The sequence below is a fragment of the Martelella lutilitoris genome, from assembly GCF_005924265.1.
Classification (GTDB): domain Bacteria; phylum Pseudomonadota; class Alphaproteobacteria; order Rhizobiales; family Rhizobiaceae; genus Martelella; species Martelella lutilitoris.
In genome coordinates, this window is sequence record NZ_VCLB01000009.1 from 225101 (window position 1) to 247930 (window position 22830).

At 62.9% G+C, this 22830-nt stretch carries 17 protein-coding genes and 1 tRNA gene; 5 read left to right on the top strand and 13 right to left on the bottom strand.

The genetic code is table 11. The features are described from left to right. Positions 1-4: 4 nt before the first annotated feature. The 5 genes from FF124_RS17235 to FF124_RS17255 form a co-directional block, all read right to left on the bottom strand. Positions 5-1081 (bottom strand): ABC transporter permease, encoded by a 1077-nt coding sequence (locus tag FF124_RS17235; protein WP_138749714.1) that lies wholly within the window; start codon positions 1079-1081, stop codon positions 5-7. A gap of 35 nt (positions 1082-1116) precedes the next feature. Continuing rightward, entirely contained in the window at positions 1117-2490 is a 1374-nt protein-coding gene (locus tag FF124_RS17240) for a CmpA/NrtA family ABC transporter substrate-binding protein (RefSeq protein ID WP_187326987.1), read from the bottom strand. A gap of 507 nt (positions 2491-2997) precedes the next feature. Then, the gene (locus tag FF124_RS17245) at positions 2998-4218 is read right to left on the bottom strand and encodes a CmpA/NrtA family ABC transporter substrate-binding protein (protein ID WP_138749715.1); all 1221 of its coding nucleotides are present in this window, start codon (positions 4216-4218) and stop codon (positions 2998-3000) included. A 2-nt stretch (positions 4219-4220) separates the two neighbouring features. Then, positions 4221-4811, bottom strand: a complete 591-nt coding sequence (locus FF124_RS17250) for an ANTAR domain-containing response regulator (protein WP_138749716.1) — start codon at positions 4809-4811, stop codon at positions 4221-4223. A gap of 21 nt (positions 4812-4832) precedes the next feature. Then, positions 4833-8636, bottom strand: a complete 3804-nt coding sequence (locus FF124_RS17255; RefSeq protein ID WP_138749717.1) for a bifunctional nitrate reductase/sulfite reductase flavoprotein subunit alpha — start codon at positions 8634-8636, stop codon at positions 4833-4835. A 262-nt stretch (positions 8637-8898) separates the two neighbouring features. Between FF124_RS17255 and FF124_RS17260 the strand changes: the two genes are divergently transcribed. Continuing rightward, on the top strand, positions 8899-9201 hold the full coding sequence (locus FF124_RS17260) for a DUF488 domain-containing protein (RefSeq protein WP_342777071.1): 303 nt from the start codon (positions 8899-8901) through the stop codon (positions 9199-9201). Continuing rightward, the gene (locus FF124_RS20970) at positions 9198-9401 is read left to right on the top strand and encodes a DUF488 family protein (RefSeq protein ID WP_342777072.1); all 204 of its coding nucleotides are present in this window, start codon (positions 9198-9200) and stop codon (positions 9399-9401) included. Before FF124_RS17260 ends, FF124_RS20970 begins: the two co-directional genes overlap by 4 nt. Before the next feature lie 547 nt (positions 9402-9948). Here the strand turns inward: FF124_RS20970 and FF124_RS17265 are convergent. From FF124_RS17265 to FF124_RS17295, 7 genes are all read right to left on the bottom strand, one after another. Beyond that, positions 9949-10038 (bottom strand) — tRNA-Ser (locus FF124_RS17265). 123 nt (positions 10039-10161) lie between these two features. Continuing rightward, positions 10162-11082 (bottom strand): carbohydrate kinase family protein, encoded by a 921-nt coding sequence (locus FF124_RS17270; RefSeq protein ID WP_138749718.1) that lies wholly within the window; start codon positions 11080-11082, stop codon positions 10162-10164. Then, on the bottom strand, positions 11079-12128 hold the full coding sequence (locus FF124_RS17275) for an ABC transporter ATP-binding protein (protein ID WP_138749719.1): 1050 nt from the start codon (positions 12126-12128) through the stop codon (positions 11079-11081). The genes FF124_RS17270 and FF124_RS17275 overlap by 4 nt, the downstream gene beginning before the upstream one ends. Next, positions 12128-13642 (bottom strand): argininosuccinate lyase, encoded by a 1515-nt coding sequence (gene argH / locus FF124_RS17280; protein WP_138749720.1) that lies wholly within the window; start codon positions 13640-13642, stop codon positions 12128-12130. Before argH ends, FF124_RS17275 begins: the two co-directional genes overlap by 1 nt. Positions 13643-13646: 4 nt before the next feature. Further along, positions 13647-14504: a carbohydrate ABC transporter permease gene (locus FF124_RS17285; RefSeq protein WP_138749721.1), complete on the bottom strand. Its 858-nt coding sequence runs from the start codon at positions 14502-14504 to the stop codon at positions 13647-13649. Next, positions 14501-15451 (bottom strand): carbohydrate ABC transporter permease, encoded by a 951-nt coding sequence (locus FF124_RS17290; RefSeq protein ID WP_138749722.1) that lies wholly within the window; start codon positions 15449-15451, stop codon positions 14501-14503. Before FF124_RS17290 ends, FF124_RS17285 begins: the two co-directional genes overlap by 4 nt. 14 nt (positions 15452-15465) lie before the next feature. After that, the gene (locus FF124_RS17295) at positions 15466-16716 is read right to left on the bottom strand and encodes a sugar ABC transporter substrate-binding protein (protein WP_138749723.1); all 1251 of its coding nucleotides are present in this window, start codon (positions 16714-16716) and stop codon (positions 15466-15468) included. 259 nt (positions 16717-16975) lie between these two features. On the opposite strand from FF124_RS17295, the gene FF124_RS17300 reads away from it, so the two are divergent. The 3 genes from FF124_RS17300 to FF124_RS17310 are packed head-to-tail and all read left to right on the top strand — an operon-like array spanning position 16976 to position 21508. Further along, a complete protein-coding gene (locus FF124_RS17300) occupies positions 16976-18187 on the top strand; it encodes an ROK family transcriptional regulator (protein WP_138749724.1) in 1212 nt (403 codons plus the stop codon). Positions 18188-18225: 38 nt separating this feature from the next. Next, positions 18226-20622 carry a PIG-L family deacetylase gene (locus FF124_RS17305; protein ID WP_138749725.1) on the top strand — a complete coding sequence of 799 codons (2397 nt, stop codon included), beginning with the start codon at positions 18226-18228 and terminating at the stop codon, positions 20620-20622. Between the two features lie 4 nt (positions 20623-20626). Then, entirely contained in the window at positions 20627-21508 is an 882-nt protein-coding gene (locus FF124_RS17310) for a DMT family transporter (protein WP_281285281.1), read from the top strand. A gap of 55 nt (positions 21509-21563) precedes the next feature. Here the strand turns inward: FF124_RS17310 and FF124_RS17315 are convergent, their stop codons facing one another. Beyond that, entirely contained in the window at positions 21564-22775 is a 1212-nt protein-coding gene (locus FF124_RS17315; protein ID WP_138749727.1) for an acetate/propionate family kinase, read from the bottom strand. Positions 22776-22830: the final 55 nt, after the last annotated feature.

Consider the following 22830-nt stretch of genomic DNA (forward strand, 5'->3'; position numbering starts at 1 on the left):
CTCCTTAGCGGTTCGCCGAATAGGTGAAGGCGGTCTGCAGCGCGAACATCACCCGGTCGAGGAAGAAGCCGATCAGGCCGATGGTGATCACCGCGACCATGATGCGGGCGAGCGAATCCGATGAGCCGTTCTGGAACTCATCCCAGACGAACTTGCCGAGGCCGGGGTTCTGCGCCAGCATTTCCGCGGCGATCAGCACCATCCAGCCCACACCGAGCGAAAGCCGCATGCCGGTGAAGATCAGCGGCAGCGAGGACGGCAGCACCAGCTTGCGGATCGTCGTCCAGGTGGAAAGCTGCAACACCTTGCCGACATTGACGAGGTCGCGGTCGATGGAGGCGACGCCGAGCGCGGTATTTATGATCGTCGGCCAGATGGAACAGAGCGTCACCGTGATCGCCGAGATCACCATGGATTTCGGCAGAAGGTCGTTCTGGCTTTCGTAAAGCGCCGCGACCACCATCGTCACGATCGGCAGCCAGGCAAGCGGGGAGACCGGCTTGAACAGCTGGATCAGCGGATTGATCGCACCCTCGAAGGTTTTCGACAAGCCGCAGGCGATGCCGACCGGAACGGCAATCAGCGTGCCGATGAAAAAGCCGAGCGCGACCGTCATCAGCGAGGTCCAGATCTGGTCGAAATAGGTCGGCTTGCCGGTATAGGGTCTGACCTTGACGCGGTCGGCATAGCCCTCGGCGATCAACATCTGATTGCGCGCGTCCTGCCGGGCGTAGAATGCCTCGGCCTTCTGCCGCTCGGCAAAATGATCGTCCATCAGCGCCTCGGCCTGCTGGAACACCGCCGCCGGTCCGGGGATCGCGCCAAGCGAGGTCTGCACCTTCGGCGCGAGATACGCCCAGGCCGCGAGAAAGGCGAGAATGCCGATGAGCGGCACCAGCAGCATCTGCTTCAGATCCGCCCATTGTTCCGACGGCGTGTCGCCGGCGGCAAGCTTCAGCAGCGGCACGACGAAGCCGAGGCCGAAAGGGGCGAGCACCTTGCCCGCCCGGTTGATCCGGGCGATGCGCCGTTCGCGGCGGGCGGCGATTTCGGGGTCCAGAATGTCCGTTGCAATGGTCATGGCGCCTTCCTTGTCCGTGCTCGTTTCAATCGCGCTCAGCGGCCGGCGATCTTGTTGCCGTCGATCACCTCATCGCCCTTCAGGCCGATCGGGAAGCTTTCGAGATAGGCGTTGGGCTGGCGGCCGTCATAGGTCACGCCGTCGATGAACTCGTTTGTCGCGGGCTTGTAGCCATCGGTGTCGAAGGGGAAGTCGGCTTCCGTGGCATGGCCCTCCTCGATCAACTGGCGCGCCGCTTCCAGATAGATATCCGGCAGGTAGACGGAACGGGCGACCTCGTCATACCAGCCGTCTTCCTGCGGCTCGGCGATCTGGCCCCAGCGGCGCATCTGGGTGAGATACCAGATGGCGTCGGAATAATAGGGATAGGTCGCATAGTGGCGGAAAAAGACATTGAAGTCCTCCGCCGTGCGCTTGTCGCCCTTCTCATATTCGAACGTGCCAGTCATCGAATTGGCGATCACCTCGGCATCGGCCCCGACATATTCCGGCCGCGAGAGGATCTCGACCGCCTCTTCGCGGTTGGCATTGTCGTTCTCGTCCAGCCACATGGCGGCGCGGATCAGCGCCTTGGTCAGACCCAGCGTCGTCTGCGGATATTTTTGGGTGAATTCCTCGGTCAGGCCGAAGACCTTTTCCGGATTGTTCTTCCAGATGTCGTAATCGGTGACGACCGGCACGCCGATGCCCTTGAACACGGCCGCCTGGTTCCACGGTTCGCCGACGCAATAGCCTTCGATCGTGCCCGCCTCCATCGTCGCCGGCATCTGCGGCGGCGGGGTGACGGAAAGCAGCGCATCGGCCTGGATCTGGCCGGAAATGTCGCCCGGCGAATAGTAGCCGGGATTGATGCCGCCGGCGGCCAGCCAGTAGCGCAGCTCGTAATTATGCGTGGAGACCGGGAAGACCATGCCCATCTTGAACGGCTTGCCCTCGGCCTTGTAGGCCTCGACCACCGGCTTCAGCGCATCGGCCTTGATCGGGTGTCGCGGCTTGCCATCGGCACCTGTAGGAATATTTTCCTTCATCCGGTCCCAGACCGCATTCGAAACCGTGATCGCATTGCCGTTGAGGTCCATCGAGAACGGCGTGACGATATGCGCCTCGGTGCCATAGCCGATGGTTGCCGCCAGCGGCTGCCCGGCCAGCATATGCGCACCGTCGAGCTCGCCGGTGATCACCCGGTCGAGCAGCACCTTCCAGTTCGCCTGCGCCTCAAGCGTGACATAAAGCCCCTCATCCTCGAAGAAATGCATCTCCTTGGCGATCGCCAGCGGCGCCATGTCCGTCAGCTTGATGAAGCCGATGGTCAGTTCGTCCTTTTCCGGAAACAGCATTTCGGCGTGGGCGGCCGTCGCCGCGAATGTCAGCGAACAGAGCATGGTGGCGGAGCAAAGGAAATGGCGCATGGCGTTCTCCTGATGGATGAGGAATGTCGGATAAAAACGAAAAAAGCCGCCTAACGGTCATCGTGCCAGTTCTGGCGCGATTGCGTTGGCGGCGTTGCCTGGCACCCTCCATTGGGCACCGAATTCTTGAGACTTATGGAAACACACAATGTCGCTTCAGACAAGCGGCATTGACGGATTTTTGCATAAAAAATATCTTCAGCAGAATACTGCCCATATTTTATGCAATTGCATTCGAGAAGAGCATACTGAGGTCTCGGCTGAACAAACCCCACCCTACCCATACCGGGTCATCCTCGGGCTTGACCCGAGGATCCAGGCCGCACGGCAAACGGCAGAAAAATGTTCATGAATTCAATCGCTTGCATCGCCTGGATGCTCGGGTCAAGCCCGAGCATGACGCAGGTGGAGGGGTAGAATGGCCAGCAAGGAAACACGACAGATGGCTAATTCGGACAGCAGTGGGCCTGACGGAGGTGGCTGGCGCGGGCTTTGTCTGCAGTCTGCTCAGATCGCCGCCTTCTGCTGTTCGATATAGGCACCCACCTGATCAGGATCGAAGGTCTGGCCGTCGAAAAAGCCGTCGGGACCGAGGATGAGACCGCCGGCGCTCGCGCCCACCGGCGTCGGCGCCTTCAGCGCGCCCTCCACCTTCAGGCTCGCCCCCGGGAGCGGCGTATGCAGCGGCTGAAGCGCCTTGCGGTAGATATCCGGCCGGTAGCTCATTTTCGCGATCTCGGCGTTTTCGGCCGAGTGATCGCAAAGCCCCCAGCGCACGATCTGGCTGTAAAACCACAGCGCATGGCTCTGCCAGGGAAAGGTCGCGGCCTTGGCGGAGGTCAGGAAGAAATCCTCGACCGTGGTTTCCGCCCTTTCGCTGACCGCCAGCGTGCCGGAGAACAGCGGCTCGAGCATCGCCCGGTCGACATCGAGATGGCCCGGCTCGGCGAGGATCGCGGCCAGTTCCGGGTGGTTTTCCGGCGCGGCCGCCCATTGCGAGGCCCGGTAGAGGCCGCGCAGCAGCGCCGCCACGGTCTCCTCGTTGGCCTCCACGAAATCGGCCGGCAATGCCAGCACCTTTTCCGGGCTGGAGCGCCAGATCTTCGCCTTGACGGTGACGATCCGCGCCGCGCCGCGCCGTGCGGCAATCGTGTTCCACGGCTCGCCGGCGCAATAGCCATCGATCCGCCCGGCTTCCACCGCATCCGGCATGAAGGGGGGCGGCAGTACCACGATCTCGATATCCCGGTCCGGGTCGATGCCGTTCGCGGCCAGCCAGTAGCGCAGTTCGAGATTGTGCCCGGAAAACACATAGACGACGCCGAAGCGCAGCTTCGGCAGGCCTTCCGCCCGTCTCGCCGCAATCACCCGTTTCAGCGCCGCGCCCGCCTTCGCCGGATCGAGGTCGCTTTCATCGCCCTCCGCTTCCATCGCAGCACCGAGCGCCGCCGACACCGTCACCGCATTGCCGCCGAGGCCGAGCGCGATCGGCGCCACCAGTTTCGGCGCCAGCGGAAACAGGCCGAGATTGGCGGCAATCGGCATCGGCGCCAGCACATGCGCGGCCTGCAGGCTGCCGACGGCCAGCCTGTCGCGGATCGCGCTCCACGAGGTCTCGCGCGTGAGGCGGACCTTCAGCCCCTCCTCGATGAAAAAGCCCTTGGCCTCGGCCGCCAGAACGATGGCGCTGTCGAGAAGCGGTACAAATCCGATTGAAAGGTCCTGCATCTTCATCTCTCCAGCATCTCGAACGTCATGATCAGGCTCTGCGCCACATCGACAATCTTGCGGTTCTGGTCCATCGCCGTGCGCCGCAGCAGCGCATAGGCCTTTTCCTCGTCCATGCCGCGCGATTTCATCAAAAGCGCCTTGGCGCGGTCGACCACCTTGCGGTTTTCGAGTTGGCTCTTCGCCGCCTCAAGCTCCTGCGCCATGCGCGAAAACGCGTTGAAGCGAGAGATCGCCATGTCGAGGATCGGCTTCACCCGTTCCTGCTTCAACCCGTCGACGACATAGGCCGAAACGCCTGCCTCGACGGCTGCATGGATGGTTTCGGCATCGGACCGGTCGACGAACATCGCAATCGGCTTTTTAACCGTGCGCGACAGCACGAACAGGCTTTCGAGCATGTCGCGATTGGGGTTTTCGATATCGATCACGATCACATCGGGCGACAGCCGCTCGATCGTGCGGGCGACGCCGACCAGTTCCTCCACCACGGTGACATTATGGTGGCCGGCCTTGAGCAGGCCGTCCCTGATGATGGCGGCGCGGATCGCGTTTTCATCGATGACAAGGATCGCCAGATCGCTGTTATTCATGAGGCGGCTTCCGCAAAACGGTCAATAGACATCGCGCATATAACGTTTTTCCCTGATCAGCGTCTTAACGTAGCCTTCGGCGGCCGCTTTCGAAAGCCCGCCATGGGTCTCGGCAATCGCCCTAAGCGCGGCATCCACATCCTTCGCCATGCGGCTCGCATCGCCGCAGACATAGAAATGCGCGCCCTCCTCCAGCCAGTTCCAGATTTCTCGGCCGTTTTCCGCCATGCGGTGCTGGACATAAATCTTCTCCGCCTGGTCGCGCGAAAAGGCGGTGTCGAAGCGGGTGAGCAACCCGCCCTTCAGCCAGGCCTCGATCTCGTCGCGGTAGTAATAGCCGCTCGCGCGCGATTGCTCGCCGAAGAACAGCCAGTTCGCCCCGCCTGCGCCCGCCGCTTCGCGATCCTGCAGAAAGGCGCGGAACGGCGCGATGCCGGTGCCCGGCCCGACCATGATCGCCGGCGTGTCCGGATCGGCGGGCGGACGGAAATGCGCCTGTTTCTTCACCGAAACGCGTACCGGCGCCTCCGCCGCCCTGTCGGCCAGAAACGCCGAGGCGACGCCCTTGCGGCTTTTACCGTGTCGGGCATGGCGCAGCACCGAAACCGTCAGGTGGATTTCATCCGGGCTCGCCTTCGGGCTGGAGGCAATCGAATAGAGCCGCGACTTGAGCTTCTTCAGATGGTCGCAGAACACCTGCCCGTCGACGGGTTTCGGCGCCATGGCGAGAATATCGGCGATCTGCCGCCCCCAGAGCCAGTCGTTGAGGGCTTTCCGGTCGGCCGAATTTGTCAGCGCCTTCAGCGTTTCATGGCCGCTGAAATCCGCCCACCATTTGAGGAAATCCGGATGCGGCTGGCCGATTTCGAAATGATCGCGCAACGCCTCGCCGATGCCGATATCGTGGCCATTGATGCCGGAAATCGGCGTTTCCGCCGGCAATTGCAGAGAGGTCAGGATTTCCTCGACAAGCTCGGGGCAGTTGCGCGGCATAACGGAAAGCGCATCGCCCGCCTCGTAATCCGCCGCGCCATCGACCCGGAAGCCGAACTGGCGCACCTCCTTGGCGCTGCCAGCGCCGCTCAGCAGCCGGTTGATGCTCAGTTCTGCCGTCACGGTTTGCGGCGGTTTGCGCCCGTTGGCTCGGACGGCGCTTTCAGCCGCGACCGGTGGGCCATTCGAAGACCCGGAAAGAGCGGCCATCGCCGCTGAAACCGCGTCCGCCTCCTCGCCCGCATCCAGCGTGCGGCAGGCCGTCAGCCGCGCCGCGCCGAGCGCCTCAAACCGGGCATCCAGTTTCCGGCCGAAGCCGCAGAACTGGTCGTAGGAACTGTCGCCCATCGCCACCACGGCATAGCTGAGGTCCTCAAGGCGGGGCGCATCCTCGCGCAAAAGCGCCGCCCAGAAATCGGCAGCATGATCGGGCGGATCGCCATCGCCGAAGGTGCTGACGACAAAGAGCGCAGGGTCCTTTGTCGCAAGGTCATGCGGCGAGACCGCGTCGAGCGGGCGCAACGCCGCGCGGTAACCCGCCGCGCCAAGCGCGTCGCAAAGATCGGTGGCCGCCATTTCCGCAGTCCCCGTCTGCGAGGCGAAGAACACGGAGACACCGGGCTTTGACGGGTCCGTGTCCGGCTGCCCGTCCTTGCCTTCGGCCAACGCCGGCGCGGCCTCGACCTTGCCCCGCGCAGCCACCGGCGCATCGGGCTCTACCGCCGCCACGCGGGCGAGCGCGACCGCCGTCACCTTGAATTCCGGCTGCAGCGATATCGGATCGACGGCATCGCCGGTCACCGCATTGACAGCCAGCTGATCGCCGAACACATCGTTCCAGTGGAACGGCGCGAACAGCGCGCCAGGCGAGACCCTGTCGGTGATGACGGCGGGCAGCACTGCGTTGCCATGGCGCGAGGTCACTGAAACACGGTCATTTTCGCAGATATTAAGCGCCGTCGCATCGGCCGAATTGATCTCGACAAAGGGCGCTGCATTGAGCTTGTTCAGTCGGGCGACCTTGCCGGTTTTGGTCATGGTGTGCCACTGGTGCTGAAGCCTGCCGGTGTTGAGAATGAACGGGTAATCGTCATCCGGCATCTCCGCCGGTCCGGCATGCGGTCGCGGCCAGAATTTCGCCCGGCCGCTTTCGGTGGCGAATTTCAATCCTGCATCAGGCGCGCGATAGCGGATCGGATTGCGCGTGGTTTGCAAAGCCTCGGGTGCCGGCCACTGGATGCTGCCCTCGCGCAGCCGCTCATGCGTGACGCCGGAAATGTCATAGCCGGTCGCGGAATTGGAGAACTGCCGGATCTCGTCAAAGACTTCTGCCGCACTCTCATAGCTGAAGGCATGTTCATAGCCCATGGCGCAGGCGACTTTCGCGATGATCTGCCAGTCCGGCAACGCCTCGCCCGGCGCCTTCGCGGCGGCCGCCGTCAGCGCCATGTTGCGCTCGGAATTGACCATGACGCCATCGGCCTCGAAGGACACCGCCGCCGGCAGCAGGATATCGGCATAGGGCGTGGTTTCGGTTTCGGCATAGGCATCCTGCACCGCAACGAATTCGGCGCGTTCGAGTGCTGCCGTCACCGTCTTGCGGTTGGCGACGCTGGCGACCGGATTGGTGCAGATGATCCACGCGGCCCTGATTGCGCCAGTCTTCATCGCCTCGAACATGGCGATGGTGCCGGTGCCCTCTTCCGCGCGGATCGTGCCGGGCTGAAGCCCCCATTGCTCTTCGCAAAAGCGCCGGTCACCTTCCACCAGCGCCGAACGCTGCCCCGGCAAGCCCGGCCCCATATAGCCCATCTCGCGCCCGCCCATGGCATTCGGCTGGCCCGTCAGCGAGAATGGTCCGCTGCCGGGCCGACAGATCTTTCCGGTAGCCAGATGCAGATTGCAGATGGCATTGGTGTTGAACGTGCCCTGGACCGACTGATTGAGCCCCATGGTCCAGAACGTCATGAATTCGGCGGCGGCAAGCACCATGTCGGCAGTCGCCCTGATGTCCTCGACCTTGAGGCCGGTGATCGCCGCAACCCGCTCCGGCAGATAGTCGGCGAGGAATGTGGGCATATCCGCCCAGCCATCGGTATGGGCCTCGACAAAGGCCTGATCGACGCCGCCGGCCTCTGCAATCAGATGCAGGAGGCCGTTCAGCAGCGCGAGGTCGGTTCCGGGTTTCGGCGCAAGATGCAGATCGGCCTTTTCGGCGGTCGCCGTGCGGCGCGGATCGACGACGATCAGCTTCGCGCCCTGCTTGACCCGGTCCATCATCCGCAGGAACAGGATCGGATGGCAATCGGCCATGTTCGAGCCAATCACGAGGAACAGATCGGCCCTCTCGATATCGTCATAAGACCCCGGCGGTGCATCCGCGCCGAGCGACAGCTTGTAGCCGGACCCGGCGCTGGCCATGCAGAGCCTGGAGTTGGATTCGATATGGCGGGTGCGCAAAAATCCCTTGGCGAGCTTGTTGGCGAGATATTGCGCCTCCATCGACATCTGACCGGAGACATAGAGCGCAACCGCGTCCGGCCCGCGGCGGTCGGCAATGGCGCGCAGCCGACCGGCCGTTTCGGCAATCGCCGCATCGATGAAGACAGCCTCCGGCGCAACGCCCGCACCCCGGACCAGCGCGGTTTCGAGACGACCGGGCGCGGCAATCGCCTCATGCGCGGTCTTGCCCTTGGTGCAGAGCCGCCCGCGATTGGCCGGATGGTCCTTGTCACCCGAAAGCCTTACAATTCGCCCGTCCTCGACATCGAGCACCACGCCGCAGCCGACGCCGCAATAGGGACAGACGCTTTTGACGGTCTCTACCCCCATCGCCGCCCCCCGCTCTGAAAAGGGCTGACGATTGACGGGAACCGGAGATGACGCGCAGAATTGATGATCCGCCGGGGTGGCATCGACTTTCCTCGCTGTCTGAAATGAAAACAAAAAAAGCCGCGGCATCATTCGAAGCGCTCCCTTTCAGGAAACGGTTCTCAGATCCGCAGCTTTGCGATGGAATGCCCGCCATTGGACATTGGTGCATAAACGATAGTCCGACACGCGGCGACTTTCAAGTCCGCCGGCTGAATTGCAGGTGCGGGGCATCACAGTGGAGGATGACAGCGCGATACCGGTGAAGATCAAACGGGTCTATGCCGAACCCGACAAGGCGGACGGCCTGCGCGTTCTCGTCGACCGGCTCTGGCCGCGCGGCCTTGCGAAGGACAAGGCCCGCGTCGACCTCTGGGCCAAGGAGGTCGCGCCCTCAGGCGAACTGCGCAAATGGTTCGCGCACCGGGAGGACCGGTGGGAGGATTTTCAGCGGCGCTATCGCGCGGAGCTCGCGGAAAACGACGCACTTGATGAGTTGTCTGCAACGAGCGAGAAAACATCGTGACCTTGCTCTACGGAGCCCGCGACGAATGCATCAATCATGCGCGGGTCCTTGCGGCCGTCATCGCGCAAAGGAGCGGTCGCCGCGCCGAGACGGATCAACCGGACGAAGGCGCGGTGGAGGTGTCGTCCCCGCCCTGCTTTCTGCACGAACTGGATCAGGCCTGCTTCAATGCGCTGAAACCAATGATGGCGGCAGTATAATCGAGTCTGTCGGCCGCGAGGAAATCGAAACACGGGCGTCCGCGTAAGCCCGTGCAGGCATCGCGCAAGGCAAGGGCAGGTCGAGCGGTTCATCCCGGCTATGCGGGGAGCACGGTTTCTTCCCGCTCTGAGATCGGACCGCCTCAGCGCGGCAAGTGCGGCCACCTTCTCGACAGTCAATAAGCGATAGCCACGACGCTCGGCCAGCTCCGCCGCAATCTGAAAACGCAGCTCAGCATCCTCATCGTCACCGGCAAGCCGAGCCTCCCATGCAGCGATCTGCTCCCCAGATGAGAGGTTCGTTGACGTTGGCCAGCGTCTTGGAATCGGTGTGGAGGCTCAGCCAGACCGCGCTGCGTGTCTCGAGCGCCGCAAAATGCGTCGGTACGCGCCGATATAGAGACTACCGACTGTTTGCAAGAGCGACATCGCGCGCTCCCATTCGTCAATGTGGAGCGAAAACGAAGAGCAAGGGACTGTGCACGAAAGCAGTATTAGCTAATCGTTTGTTTTCAAGACACAATACTGAAGGCATCCAAATATGAAATGGCGGAGAGGAAGGGATTCGAACCCTCGATACCATCTCTGGTATACTCCCTTAGCAGGGGAGCGCCTTCGACCACTCGGCCACCTCTCCGGTGAGGGCTCTGATAGGCGTTTTTGTTTCGCCGATCAAGCCTGTGAAAGGAAATCCGGCAAAAAAACGGAAGGGCGTCGATCGAGGGGGACGAGCCGCCGTTCCTGACAAAAGCACCGGGCTTTATTGGCTCTTTCCGGCGGCGACATCGTCTGCCGCACCCGCGCCTGCGCCGCCCGCCACCTGCACGGCCCTGCTGCCGGCGCGGATCGCAGCGGAAAGGCAGCGCTGCGGCGTCCCGCCGTCAAGCCAGGCGTCGACAAAGCCGGCATTGAACGCATCGCCGGCGCCGGTCGTGTCAACGACGCGGACCGCTTCAGCCAGCGCGTGAATGCGCAAGTCCGCGGCGGCGAGATAGGCGCCGTCCGATCCGGCCTTGATCGCGACGACGGGAAAGTGCCCGGCAAGACGGGCGCACATCGCCTCCGGCTCGCTTTCGCCGGTGATCACCCGCGCCTCCTCAAGATTTGGCAGAAAGACATCAACCCCGCGACAGGCGGCGATGAGACCCGGGTCGCCGATCAGCGTGTCATCCCAGCTCGGATCAAGCGAGACCGTGAGTCCTGCCGCACGGGCACGCTTCACCAGATCCGGCATTTCGGCAAGCGTCGCATATTCGGCGATATGGAGATGTCCCGCCCTGCCCCAAGCCAACGCGTCCTCGAGCGTCGAAGGCTCCGCCCGCCCTGCCCGTTTGGTGAGAAAAGCGCGCTCGCTTCCCAGTACGGAAGCAACGGTCACCTGCGGACCCGCATCGTCCGCGCGTTCCAGGAAGCCGAGATCGATCCCGCTTGCCTTGAGCTGGCGCTCGATGGCGCGCGACAGGGGATCGTGTCCCAACCGGCCGACAAGGGCCGCGTGGCGTCCGATACCGGCGAAATGGGCGGCGGAAATGAAGCCGCCGCCGCCGGCGGCAATCGTCAGGTCGTCGGCGAAGACCTCGCGCCCGAGCACCGGCATGCGCTCCAGCCCGGTGAAGATCAGGTCGCAATAAATCCGCCCCACGCTGAGGACCGCCCGTCTTTCGTCATTTCCGGATGTCATTTACGGCCAAGGCTCTTTTCTGTCGCGGCATCGAAGAGGTAGAGCTTGCCCGGCTGAACCGTGCAGGTGACGCTGCTGCCGACGGCGGGCGAAAGCGTGCCCGGCGAGGTGGCGATCAGCGATTTGCCGCCCACATTCAGGTGCACCATGGTCTCGGGGCCGAGCGGCTCGACGGCCTCCACCTGCCCCTCAAGCGTCAGGATCGCGCCGTCCGGAACCGCCCCGTCAACAACGGCCAGAAGGTCATGCGGCCTGATGCCGACAAGCACCTCGCCATCGCCGGCAAAACCGGCCGCCTGCTCGCCAAGGGCCGAGGCCGGCAGCATGTTCATGGATGGCGAGCCGATGAAACGCGCGGTGAACACGTCGGCAGGATTCTCGTAGAGATCGACCGGCGTTCCCGTCTGCAGGATATAGCCGTCCTTCATCACCACAATCCGGTCGGCCATGGTCATGGCCTCGATCTGGTCATGGGTGACATAGATTGTCGTCGTCTTAAGCTCCTGATGCAACTTCTTGATTTCTATGCGCATCTGCGCGCGAAGCTGGGCATCGAGATTGGAAAGCGGCTCGTCGAACAGAAAGGCCGAGGGATTGCGCACCATGGCGCGGCCGATGGCGACGCGCTGGCGTTGGCCGCCGGAAAGCGCTGCAGGGCGCCGCTCCAGATAGTCGGTAAGGCCGAGAATGCGCGCCGTCTCGTCGATCCGCGCATTCTTTTCCTCTTTCGAAAGCTTCGACGTGTAGAGACCGAAACCGATATTCTGGCGCACGGTCAGGTGCGGATAGATGGCGTAGTTCTGAAACACCATGGCGATGTTGCGCGCCTTCGGCGCCCGCTCGTTGACCACCGCCTCGCCGATCTTCAGCGTACCGCCGGTGATCTCCTCAAGGCCGGCGATCATGCGGAGCGTCGTTGACTTGCCACAGCCCGACGGGCCGACGAAAACGACGAACTCGCCATCGACAATCTCAAGGTCAATGCCATGCACGGCCTCGACCTTGTCATAGCGCTTCACCAGTTTTTCCAATGCGATTGAAGCCATTATGCTTTTCCCCTCAACCGGTCGAAACATTGACCGCGTTCGCTGTCCGCCGCGTCCATGCGGGCGGCAAGATCGTCGGCTTGTTGTTGAAAATTGTTCAGTGCCGCGCGGTAACCCGCTATGGCGACGTCAAGCGGCTCTTGTGCCGGTCCGCCATAACGCTTGCGCACGGCCACGAAATATTCCGGCGAAACGATCTCGCGAAAGGCGTCCTCGTCAAGCGCCGTCTCGCGGCCCGCATGGTCGGCAAAGGCCTTTTTGAACGGAACAAAACCGTCGCTCCCAAGCGCACCATCGGCGGCGACCACGGCGCGCGCCACGTCGGCGGCAATCTCGTGCGCCTGGCGGAAGGACAGCGCCTCGCGCCGCACCAGACTGTCGGCCAATTCGGTGATGGTGATGCAGGAGCGGTCGAGATTGGCGGCGACGCGTTTGCCGTTGATGCGCACCTGGCCGATCAGGCTGGTCATCAACTCCAGCACACGCATGCCGCTGTCAAAGGCCTGATAGCCCATCGCCTGGGTTTCGCCCTCGCTGTCATTCATGTCGGTAAAGGGCGTGTTGTGCATCACCGTCAGCACGGTCTGCGCGCGGCCCACCGTCTGGCTTGCGAGATGGCGCATATGTTCCACCGGCACCGGATTGCGCTTCTGCGGCATGATCGAGGAGATCTGCACCAGAGCATTCGGCACATAAAGCTGCCCGACCTCGAAACTGGTCCAGAACTGGAAATCCTGGATCAGGCGGCCGAGATGCAGGAACATCAGCTCCAGCGCGGAATAGGTGGCTGTGATGTAATCGACGCCCGCGATGCAGCTGTAGGAATTCTGCAACGGCGCGGAAAAACCGAGGAGCTCGGCCATGCGCGCCCGGTCGATGGCAAAGCCGGATGTGGTGATCGCGGCCGCCCCCATCGGGCAGAGGTCCACGATTTTGCGGGCGGCATAGAGACGCTCGATATCGCGGATCAGCATTTCGATCGCGGCGGAGAGGTAGTGGCCAAAGGTGGTCGGCTGCGCCGGCTGGCCGTGCGTATAGGCGACAATCAGCGTGGTCTTTTCGCGTTCCGCGGTGTCGATGAGGGCCGCCAGCAGGTCTAAGGCTCCGCCTGCCGCAGCATCGATATAGCGGCGCAGGTTGAACTTGAACAATGTATGGTCGATATCGTTGCGCGAGCGCGCCGTGTGCAGGCGACCGCCGAGATCGGGACCGAGACGCGCCTTCAACTCCTTCTCGATCAGGAAGAAGAAATCCTCGACCTCGCCGGTGTATTCGAGCGCTGCCGGGTCCACCTCGCGGTCGATGGCGGCAAGGGCTTCGGCGATCTTTCCGGCCTGCTCGCCGGTCAGAATGCCGGTTTCCGCCAGCATGACGAGGTGTGCGCGGTCAATGGCCCTAAAGCCATCGATAAAGTTGGTTTTTGCGCCATCAAACAATGGCTTGAGCACGGTTTCCTTATAAACGGGATCGGGAAACTTGCTGGTGTCGTTTTTTTGCGGATCGTGTGTGTTCATGGGTCTATCCCTTGACGCCCGCCAGCATCACGCCGCGCACGATATAGCGCTGGAAGATGAGGAAGACGAGAAGCGTCGGTATGGTCGCCAGCGCCGCCCCGGTCATGATCATCTCCCACTGAATCGCGGCTTCCACGGCAAAGCTCGAAAGACCGACGGGCAGCGTATAGAGCTCGCTCGAGGTGGTGACGATCAGCGGCCAGAAGAAGGCGGTCCAGTTGCCGAGGAAGGTGAAGATGGCAAGCGCGGAGAGCGCGGGCGCGACAAGCGGCATGGCGATCTTCCACCAGATAACGAACTCGTTCATGCCGTCGATGCGGGCGGCTTCCATGAAGTCATCCGGCACGCCCTCGAAGAACTGGCGCATCAGGAAGGTGCCGAAGCCGGTCATCATGCCCGGAAACATGATGCCCCAATAGCTGTCGAGCCAGCCAAAATTGGCCGACATCAGATACCACGGGATCACCAGCATTTCCGTCGGGATCATCAGTGTCGAGAGGATGGCGAGGAAGATGAAACGACGACCGCGAAAGCGGAATTTCGCCAGCGTGTAGCCGACAAGGCTGTCGAAGAACACGTTGGAACAGGTGACGATGGTGGCGACCAGCAGCGAGTTGAAGAACCAGCGGCCAAAGCCGGTGGTCGTCAGAACCTTCACATAGTTCGAGAGTGTCGGGTCCTGCGGGATCAGCCGCAGGTCATAGACCTGGCTCGCGGGCTTCAGCGATGTGGAGAACATGAACAGAAGCGGCGTGATCATGACGAGGCCGCCGATAAACAGCAGCGTCCACATCAGCACCCTGCCCGGCCGCACCTTCGGTTTGTAACGCGAGACCGCGTCCTCGTGGCGAAGTTCGGTCATGACTTGTCCCTCAGGATCCAGAGCTGCAGCAGCGAAATGACGAGGAGAATGAGGAAGAGAACCACGGTCTGCGCCGCGGCGTAGCCCATCTGGTAGGAGGAAAAGGCCGACTGGTAGATCATCAGCACGAGCGGCTTGGTGGTGCCGAGCGGCCCGCCCGGATCATTCGTGGTCATGTTGTAGACCTGGTCGAATATCCTCAGGAAGCCGATGGAGGACAGCACGACCAGAAACACGGTGGTGGGCTTCAGGAGCGGCAGCGTGATCTTGCGCAGGATCGCCCATTCGCCGAGACCGTCGATCCGCGCGGCTTCGTAGAAGGTCGTCGGAATGGCACGGAGCCCCGCCATGAAGATGATGATCTGGAAGCCGAGACCGGCCCAGATGGCCGTCACCATGATCGAGGGCAGCGCCTGGGTGGTCGAGCGCAGGAATGGCTGCTGCGGCAGGCCGAGAGCGGCAAGCACGTCGTTGATCACGCCGATCGGGGCCGGCTGGTAGAACCAGCGCCAGACCCAGGCCATGGCCGCGGCCGTCGTCAGGAACGGCATGAAATAGAGCGCGCGAATGAGGCCGTGGCCGAAGCGCACGCGATCGAGAAAGAAGGCGATGGTGAAGGACAGCACCAACGAGATCGGCGTGCCGAAGATCAGATAGGCGAAGGTGTTCTTGAACACCTGCCAGAAATCCGGATCGGCAAAAAGCTTGCTATAATTCTCAAAGCCGATGAATTTCGGCGGACGCATCAGATTCCAGTCCGTCAGCGACAGCCGGAAGGCGTCGAGCGTCGGGTAGAACCGGATGACGCTGTAAAACAGCACGGGCAGCGCCAGGAAGGTCCAGACCCAGACAAGGCGCTTGGTGTGCATGGAGAAACGGTCGGCAAAGCCGCCGCCTTCGGGGCGGCCGGCGGCCGCCCCTTTGGTGTTATCAGCCTGTAAGGACATCGGCTCGATCCGGCTTACATCGCGTCGTCGATGATGGCCTGTTCTTCCTCGGCCGCTTCCTTGATGCTGTCGGCGGGCGACTGGCCGTTCAGGATCACGCGGTTGACCATGTCGATGGCAACCTGGCGCTGGGCGGCCTCATCCACGAACAGCGTGGTGTGGGCATAGTCGAGACCCTTGAGGAAGGGGCCGTAGATCGGGTTCGAGGTATTCTCGTCCGTCAAAGCAACGGCGCGCCGTGCGGGCAGTTCGCCGACCACGTCGAGCCAGATGCTCATGGCTTCCGGCGAGGTCAGATAGGTCAGGAACTTTTCCGCTACCTCGAGCTCCTCGCCCTTGACCTTGGCGCCGATGCCGTTTGCGAAATAGCTCGAATAGTTGGAGCGCATGCCATCGGCATTGGCCGGCAGTTCGGTCACGGCCCAGTCGAAGTCCTCGATCTGGCTGAAGGAGCCGAGACGGAAGGTGCCGTCGATGGTCATGCCCGCCTTGCCGGCGCGGAAGGCGGCCTGGCCTTCATCCATGAAGCCGGACTGGCCGATTTTCTCGTTCATCTGCAGGCCGGTGTAGAATTCCAGCGCCTCGGTGCCTTCCGGGCTGTCATAGGTCACCTTGCGGTAGTCGTCCTCATAGGGCACGCCGCCGAACTGGCGCACCAGCACTTCGCGCCACCACTGATGGTCCTGGCCGGCCATGTCCAGCGTCATGCCCTCCGTCACCATGTTTCCGGCATCGTCGAACTTGGCGATCGCCTTGCCGGCGGCCACCAGTTCATCCAGCGTCTGCGGCGGATTTTCCGGATCGAGGCCGTTCTCCTCGAAAAGCTTCTTGTTGTAGAACAGCGCCAGCGAGCGCACGGCCGTCGGCAGGCCATAATATTCGCCGTCGCGCTTCATCGCGGTCACGATCGGAAAGAATTCGCTCTCGATCTGGTCATGCGGGAATGCGTCCTCGGGCAGCGGCTGCAAAAGGCCGCCGGCGACGAACTTGTCCAGCCAGCCATAGAAAAGCTGCATCACATCCGGGCCCTTGCCGGCCATGTTGGCGGCGACGATGCGGGTCTGGTAGTCCGCATAGGGAAAGTTGACCTGCTTGACGGTGATATCCGGATTGGCCGCCTCGAAATTCTCGATCAGCTGGTCCATCGCGTTGACGCGGGTCTCGTAGATATACTGCCAGTACTCGATCTCGACGGCATTCGCCGGATTGACCGAGAACATGCTGATGCCGGACATCAGGCCGGCGAGCAGAAGTGCCTTGCGCATTGAAATCTCCACTTCCCCATGTGCGGCGTCCCACCGCGTCCGGGGCTTTTCTTGTTCCCGAAAGGCCGCCCGCCCAACGCGGCGGCCCAGTGTTTGCTTTTATTCCGGCGCGCTTGCGCCTCCGGACACCTTTTGCCGGTGTCTCTTCATTACGGTCGCGTGACATCGGGACTTTGTCAATAAGATAATCTAGTTGAATTATTATATTGACGGTAGAAGGGACCGGCCCCAGACTGAGACCATCGGAAAGCGGACGGACATGAACGAGAAGACACGCGCCCCTTCGGCCATCGGCAACAACCCGGAACGCAACAGGGAACACAACCGTCGGGTCGTCCTGGATCTGGTGCGCCAGCACGGCATGCTGGGCCGCATGGAGATCGCCCGGCGCACGCATCTGACGGCGCAGGCCGTCGCGAACATCGTCGATGACCTCGTCGGTGAAAACCTGCTGATGTCCACGGGCAGAAGGCGCACGGGACGCGGCCAGCCGCCCATCCAGTTCGCCGTCAACCCTGAAGGCGCCGCCACGATCGGCGTCGAGATCGCGACCGACCAAATGGTCGTCACCGTGCTCGATCTGACCGGGGTGCTGCGCTACAAGCGAATCGTGCCGCTTACCGACACCACGCCGGAACGCACCCTGCCCGTCTTCGCTCTTGAGGTGGAACGCGCCCGCAAATCGGTCGAGGCCCCGCTCCTCGGCGTCGGCGTGGTGATGCCCGGTCCGTTCGGCATCGAGGGCATGAGCTTTGTCGGCCCGACAACCCTTCCCGGCTGGAGCGGCATCGATGTGAAGGCGGCACTCGAGACCGCCTGCGGCGTGGACGTCACGCTGGAAAACGATGCCGCCGCCGCCGCCGTTGCCGAGCGGCTGTTCGGCGCCGGCCACGCGATCTCCCACTTCTGCATGCTCTATTTCGGCACCGGCATCGGCCTTGGCATGATCCAGGACGGCGCGCCCTATCGCGGCGCCTTCGGCAATGCCGGCGAGATCGGCCATGTGCCGGTCGTGCCCGGCGGCAGGCCGTGTCCCTGCGGCCAGCATGGCTGCCTGGAACGCTACGCCTCGCTTCATGCTTTGCATGAGCGGCTCGACAACAATGGCAGACAACGACCTCAAGTCTATGAAATAGAATCGCTTTTCACGGATTCTGATCCAATCGTCGAAGAATGGCTTGGCGAAGCGGCCTCGCATCTCTCCACCGTTATCGGCCTGCTTGAAAACATCTTCGATCCGGAAACCATCATTCTGAGCGGCGCCTTTTCGGACGCCGTCATGGACGCCCTGATTGCGCGCATGCCGCCGCTGCCGCCCTCCGTTGCCGCGCGCTCGAACCGCAGCCAGGCGCGCGTCATGCGCGGCCAGACGGGGCAATACACCGCCGCCCTCGGCGCCGCCGCCCTGCCGCTCTTCGAAATTCTGACGCCGAAACTCGAAACATCGCCGCCCGACCAGCAGGTGGCCTGAGACCACGAAACCGAGAAATCAAAATAACGGGGAATGACATGCTCACGTCGCGCCAGCGCATCGAACAGGAAATGGCCTCATCATCGCTTGTCCGCCTTCACCGGGCGCTCTCGCGGCTGAAATCGCCGGTGACGATGATGAACACGGGCGCGCATCCCGACGACGAACAGTCCGGCCTGCTGGCATGGTTCCGGTTCGGGCTCGGCATGCGGGTGATCGTCGGTTGCTCGACGCGCGGCGAAGGCGGACAGAACGTTCTAGGCCCCGAGCGCATCGGCGCGCTCGGCGTGCTTCGAACCCGCGAGATGGAGGAAGCCGCCCGCGCGCTCGATGCCGATATCCACTGGCTGGGCCATGGGCCGGACGACCCGGTGCATGATTTCGGCTTTTCCAAGGATGGCGACGCCACCTTCGCCCGCTGGGGCGAGGAGCGGATCGTCGAGCGCCTCGTGCGCGCCTATCGGGCCGAACGCCCCGATATCGTCATCCCGACCTTCCTAGACGTGCCCGGCCAGCACGGCCACCACCGCGCCATGACGCGCGCCGCCGAGACCGCGATCCGCCTTGCCGCCGACGAAACCGCTTACCCTGAACACTTTGCCGAGGGCCTGAAGCCTTGGCGCGTCGCAAAATACTACCTCCCCGCATGGTCTGGCGGCGGCGGCACCTATGATGATGACCTGCCCCCGCCCCCTGCCACGGTGACCGTCACCGCCAAGGGCCGCGACCCGGCAACCGGCGCCGATTATGACCGCATCGGCGAATGGTCGCGCTATTACCACGCCTCGCAGGGCATGGGCTGGTGGCCGGAACGGCCGGACCATGCATGGCAGTTGCACCTGCGGCTCGGGCCCGATGGCAGCACGCCGGAGGAGACAATCCTCGACGGGCTGCCGAACACGCTGGCCGATCTCTGCGTCGGCGAGGCCGAGACGCTCACAGGTGATCTCGTGACGGCCGATGCCGCGATCGCTGCGGCGATCGCCGCCTTTCCCGATCGCGAGGCCGTGACCCGCAGCCTCGTTTCCGCCGCAGGCACGATCGAGGCCGCGCTCAATGCCGCGCCCGAAAGCTTCATCGAAAGCCAGGGCCACAGGCTCACCCGCAAGCTCGCCGAGATCGATGCGGCGCTCCTGGAAGCTGCGGCACTGTTCGAACGCGCCTATGGCGAGGCCGAATGCCTGACGCCGGGCGGCACCTCCACGCTGACCGTCATTCTCAGCGAGGATGCCGGCGCGGCGGCAACCGTAACGCCGCTTCTGCCGCGCGGCGTCACCGCGTCAGAGCCTCGGACGAAGGCCGGCATCTTCCGCTTCCCCCTTGCCATCGCCGACGATGCGCCCTTGACCAACCAGTATCCGCCGCTCTGGTCGTCGCTCGGCGGCAATGGTCCCGTCTCGGTGCGGCTTGAAACTGAAATTTCAGGCCGCAAGGCTGCGGGTCATTTCGACCTCGAAACGGCCTTGCCTGTCGTTCCGGCCCATTCTCTCACCCTGAAACCGAACGCATTTATCGTTCCAATACAGAATTTTAACCATGATTTTTCATTCATCGCTGAAAGCGATGACCCGAACCTCACAATTCAGTTCAACGCGCCTGAAGGGTTTCGGGTGAACGGAACGGACGCGCATTTTCGCCTCGACCTGCCGCGGCAGGCAGCGCCCGGCCTCGCGCAGATCATCCCGGAAATCGACGGCCATCCTGCCGCCAATATTACCTCCTTCGCCTATCCCCATATCGGCCGCAACCGCTTCGTAAGACCGGAGGTTCTGAGTGTTCTCACCCTCGATCTCGCCCTGCCAGAAGGCGCGAAAATCGGCTATGTCGGCGGCGGCGCGGACAATGTCTTCGTCTCGCTGAAACGCATGGGGCTCGATGTCGCCGAGCTTGACGCGGCGGCGCTTTCCGGCGACCTCTCCGGCTTCACCACGATCGTCATCGGCATCTTCGCCTTCGGCACCCGTCCGGACCTTGCCGCTGCGACAACGAAGCTCCATCGCTTCGTTGAAGATGGCGGCCATCTGGTGACGCTCTACCACCGCCCCTCCGATGGCTGGTCGCCTGAGACAACGCCGCCGCTCTATCTCAAGATCGGCTCGCCATCGCTGCGCTGGCGCGTGACCAACCCCAATGCCGAAGTCGAGGTCCTGGCTACCGACCACCCGCTGCTGAATGGCCCGAACCGGATTACGTCAGATGACTGGGCGGGCTGGCACAAGGAGCGCGGGCTGTATTTCGCTGCCGCGTGGGACGATGCCTATGAACCGCTTCTTGCCATGCATGACGCGGATGAAAAGCCGCTGACGGGCGCGCTCGTTTCGGCCAAAGTCGGCAAGGGCCGGCATACCCACACCAGCCTCGTGCTCCACCACCAGATGGACCGGCTCATCCCCGGCGCCTTCCGCCTGATGGCCAATCTGGTGCAGCCGGCATGACGCTGTGAGCGCCGGGGCATCAAAGGAAGAAACAAAGAGCACAGCCGGCCAGGGTATCGCCTGGCTGATGGCGGACATGACGCTGGTGACCTTCATGAGCGCGCTGGTGAAGGCCAACAGCGTCGCCTATCCGGCCATCCAGCTCGTCTTCATCCGGGCGCTGATCGGCCTTGTCTTCATCCTGCCGATGATCGTGAAGAACCGCGCGGCGCTGAAGACGATGCGCTATCCGCTGCGCAACGCCTTTCGCGTGACCTGCAATGCCATCGCGCTCACCGCGAACTTCCTCGCCTTCGCCATGCTGCCGCTGGTGATGGTCAACGCGCTCGGCTTCACCCGGCCGCTGGTGACCATGGGCCTTGCCGCGCTTCTACTCGGCGAGCGCGTCGGCCGGCTGCGCTGGCTTGGCGCGGCCATCGCCTTCGGCGGCGCGCTGATCATCGTCTCCCCTGACGAAATCGACCTCAATCCGGGCCTCCTCGTGGTGCTCGCCAGCATCCTCTTCGGCGCCATGGCGACCATCCAGACCCGGCGCCTGGCGGAGGAAAGCACGATCGTGATGATGACTTTCTATACGCTCGGCCTCGTGCTGCTGACCGGCCTGCCCGCCGCCTTTGTCTGGCAGCCCGTACCGCTTTCCCATTGGCCGGTGCTGGCGCTGATCGGCATTCTGGCGCAGGCCGGCCAATATTGCTGGCTGAAGGCCTACCAGAAGAGCGATGCGAGCCTGCTCGCTCCGTTCGGCTATCTCTCGGTGTTCTTCGCCGCCGCCGCCGGTTTCTTCTTCTTCGGCGAGGTGCCCCCGCCCCGCATCTTCCTCGGCGTCGCGGTCATCCTGATCGCCCTTCAGGGCACGCGCCTGATCGAAGCCCGCCGCGGAACATGAAAATGCCCGCGCTTTCGCACGGGCATTCCATTTGCAACAAAACGTCTCTGATCGCTCAGGCGAAGGCGGGAACCTTGCCGGCCTTGGCGGCTTCGCCAACGACGCGGGCGGTCTGGCGGGCCAGAACGATTTCCTCGTCCGTCGGGATGACGCGCACTTCCACGCGGCTTTCCGGGCAGGAAATGATCTCCGCGCTGGCATTGTTCGCATCGTCATCCAGTTGGACGCCGAGCCAGCCGAGACGGTCGCAGATCATCTTGCGGATGACCGGCGAGTTCTCGCCGATGCCGGCGCTGAAGACCAGCGATTCCATGCCTTCCATGGTGGCGACCATGATCGACAGTTCGCGGCAGGCGCGGAAGACGAAGAGATCGATCGCCTTCTTGGCATTCGGGTCGTCGCTTTCCATCAGCACGCGCAGGTCGCCGGAAATGCCGGAGACGCCGAGCAGGCCGGACTTGTAGTAGAGCATGTTCTTGATTTCGGCCGGCGACAGGTTTTCGGCCTCCATCAGAGTGAGAACCAGGCCCGGATCGACCGTGCCCGAACGCGTGCCCATCATCAGGCCGCCGAGCGGCGTCAGGCCCATCGTGGTGTCGATGGCCTTGCCGTTGCGCATGGCGCACATGGAGGAACCGCTGCCGAGATGAGCAACGACGGTGCGCTTCTTGACCAGATATTCCGAGATCTCGCGCAGGCGATCGGCGATATAGGTGTAGGACAGGCCGTGGAAACCGAAGCGGCGGTACCCCTTGGCCTCATATTCCAGCGGAATCGGGTAGCGCGCGGCGCGCTCGTCGATATTGACGTGGAAGGCGGTGTCGAAGCATGCGACCTGCGGGAGGTCAGGACGGATGCGACGGAAAAGCTTGATCGAGGCGAGGTTTGCCGGCTGGTGCAGCGGGCCCATCGGGATCAGCGTTTCGAGATAGGAAACGATCTCGTCGTCCAGCAGCACCGGATCGGCGAACCGTCCGCCACCATGCAGAACCCTGTGGCCGACGGCCTGCAGCGGGCTGTTTACGGTGTAGGGCTTGATGACGCCGAAAATGCGCTCAAGCATGTCTTCCTGCATATGTTCCCCGATCTCGAGATCCATATTGCAGATTTCCTTGCCGCCGGCCTCCTTGACCACGAGGCGGGGGTTTTCGTTCACGCCGTCGAACTGACCGCGCAGAACAAGAGAAAAATGATCACCCTCGACTTCGTAAAGACGGAATTTGAGGCTGGATGATCCGGCATTCAATGCCAGTACTGTGCCATTCATAATCGCTATCCAGAAATGGTATGCGCACCGCCCTGGGAGAAGGCGGTGCGCGAGG

Bases quoted from the DNA above. Each gene is read 5' to 3' on its own strand.
- FF124_RS17300 (WP_138749724.1), top strand. From the start codon at position 16,976: ATGAACGAGAAGACACGCGCCCCTTCGGCCATCGGCAACAACCCGGAA.
- FF124_RS17275 (WP_138749719.1), bottom strand. From the start codon at position 12,128: ATGGCTTCAATCGCATTGGAAAAACTGGTGAAGCGCTATGACAAGGTC.
- FF124_RS17305 (WP_138749725.1), top strand. From the start codon at position 18,226: ATGCTCACGTCGCGCCAGCGCATCGAACAGGAAATGGCCTCATCATCG.
- FF124_RS17245 (WP_138749715.1), bottom strand. From the start codon at position 4,218: ATGCAGGACCTTTCAATCGGATTTGTACCGCTTCTCGACAGCGCCATC.
- FF124_RS17255 (WP_138749717.1), bottom strand. From the start codon at position 8,636: ATGGGGGTAGAGACCGTCAAAAGCGTCTGTCCCTATTGCGGCGTCGGC.
- FF124_RS17250 (WP_138749716.1), bottom strand. From the start codon at position 4,811: ATGAATAACAGCGATCTGGCGATCCTTGTCATCGATGAAAACGCGATC.
- FF124_RS17240 (WP_187326987.1), bottom strand. From the start codon at position 2,490: ATGCGCCATTTCCTTTGCTCCGCCACCATGCTCTGTTCGCTGACATTC.
- FF124_RS17315 (WP_138749727.1), bottom strand. From the start codon at position 22,775: ATGAATGGCACAGTACTGGCATTGAATGCCGGATCATCCAGCCTCAAA.
- FF124_RS17295 (WP_138749723.1), bottom strand. From the start codon at position 16,716: ATGCGCAAGGCACTTCTGCTCGCCGGCCTGATGTCCGGCATCAGCATG.
- argH (WP_138749720.1), bottom strand. From the start codon at position 13,642: ATGAACACACACGATCCGCAAAAAAACGACACCAGCAAGTTTCCCGAT.
- FF124_RS17270 (WP_138749718.1), bottom strand. From the start codon at position 11,082: ATGACATCCGGAAATGACGAAAGACGGGCGGTCCTCAGCGTGGGGCGG.
- FF124_RS17285 (WP_138749721.1), bottom strand. From the start codon at position 14,504: ATGACCGAACTTCGCCACGAGGACGCGGTCTCGCGTTACAAACCGAAG.
- FF124_RS17290 (WP_138749722.1), bottom strand. From the start codon at position 15,451: ATGTCCTTACAGGCTGATAACACCAAAGGGGCGGCCGCCGGCCGCCCC.
- FF124_RS17235 (WP_138749714.1), bottom strand. From the start codon at position 1,081: ATGACCATTGCAACGGACATTCTGGACCCCGAAATCGCCGCCCGCCGC.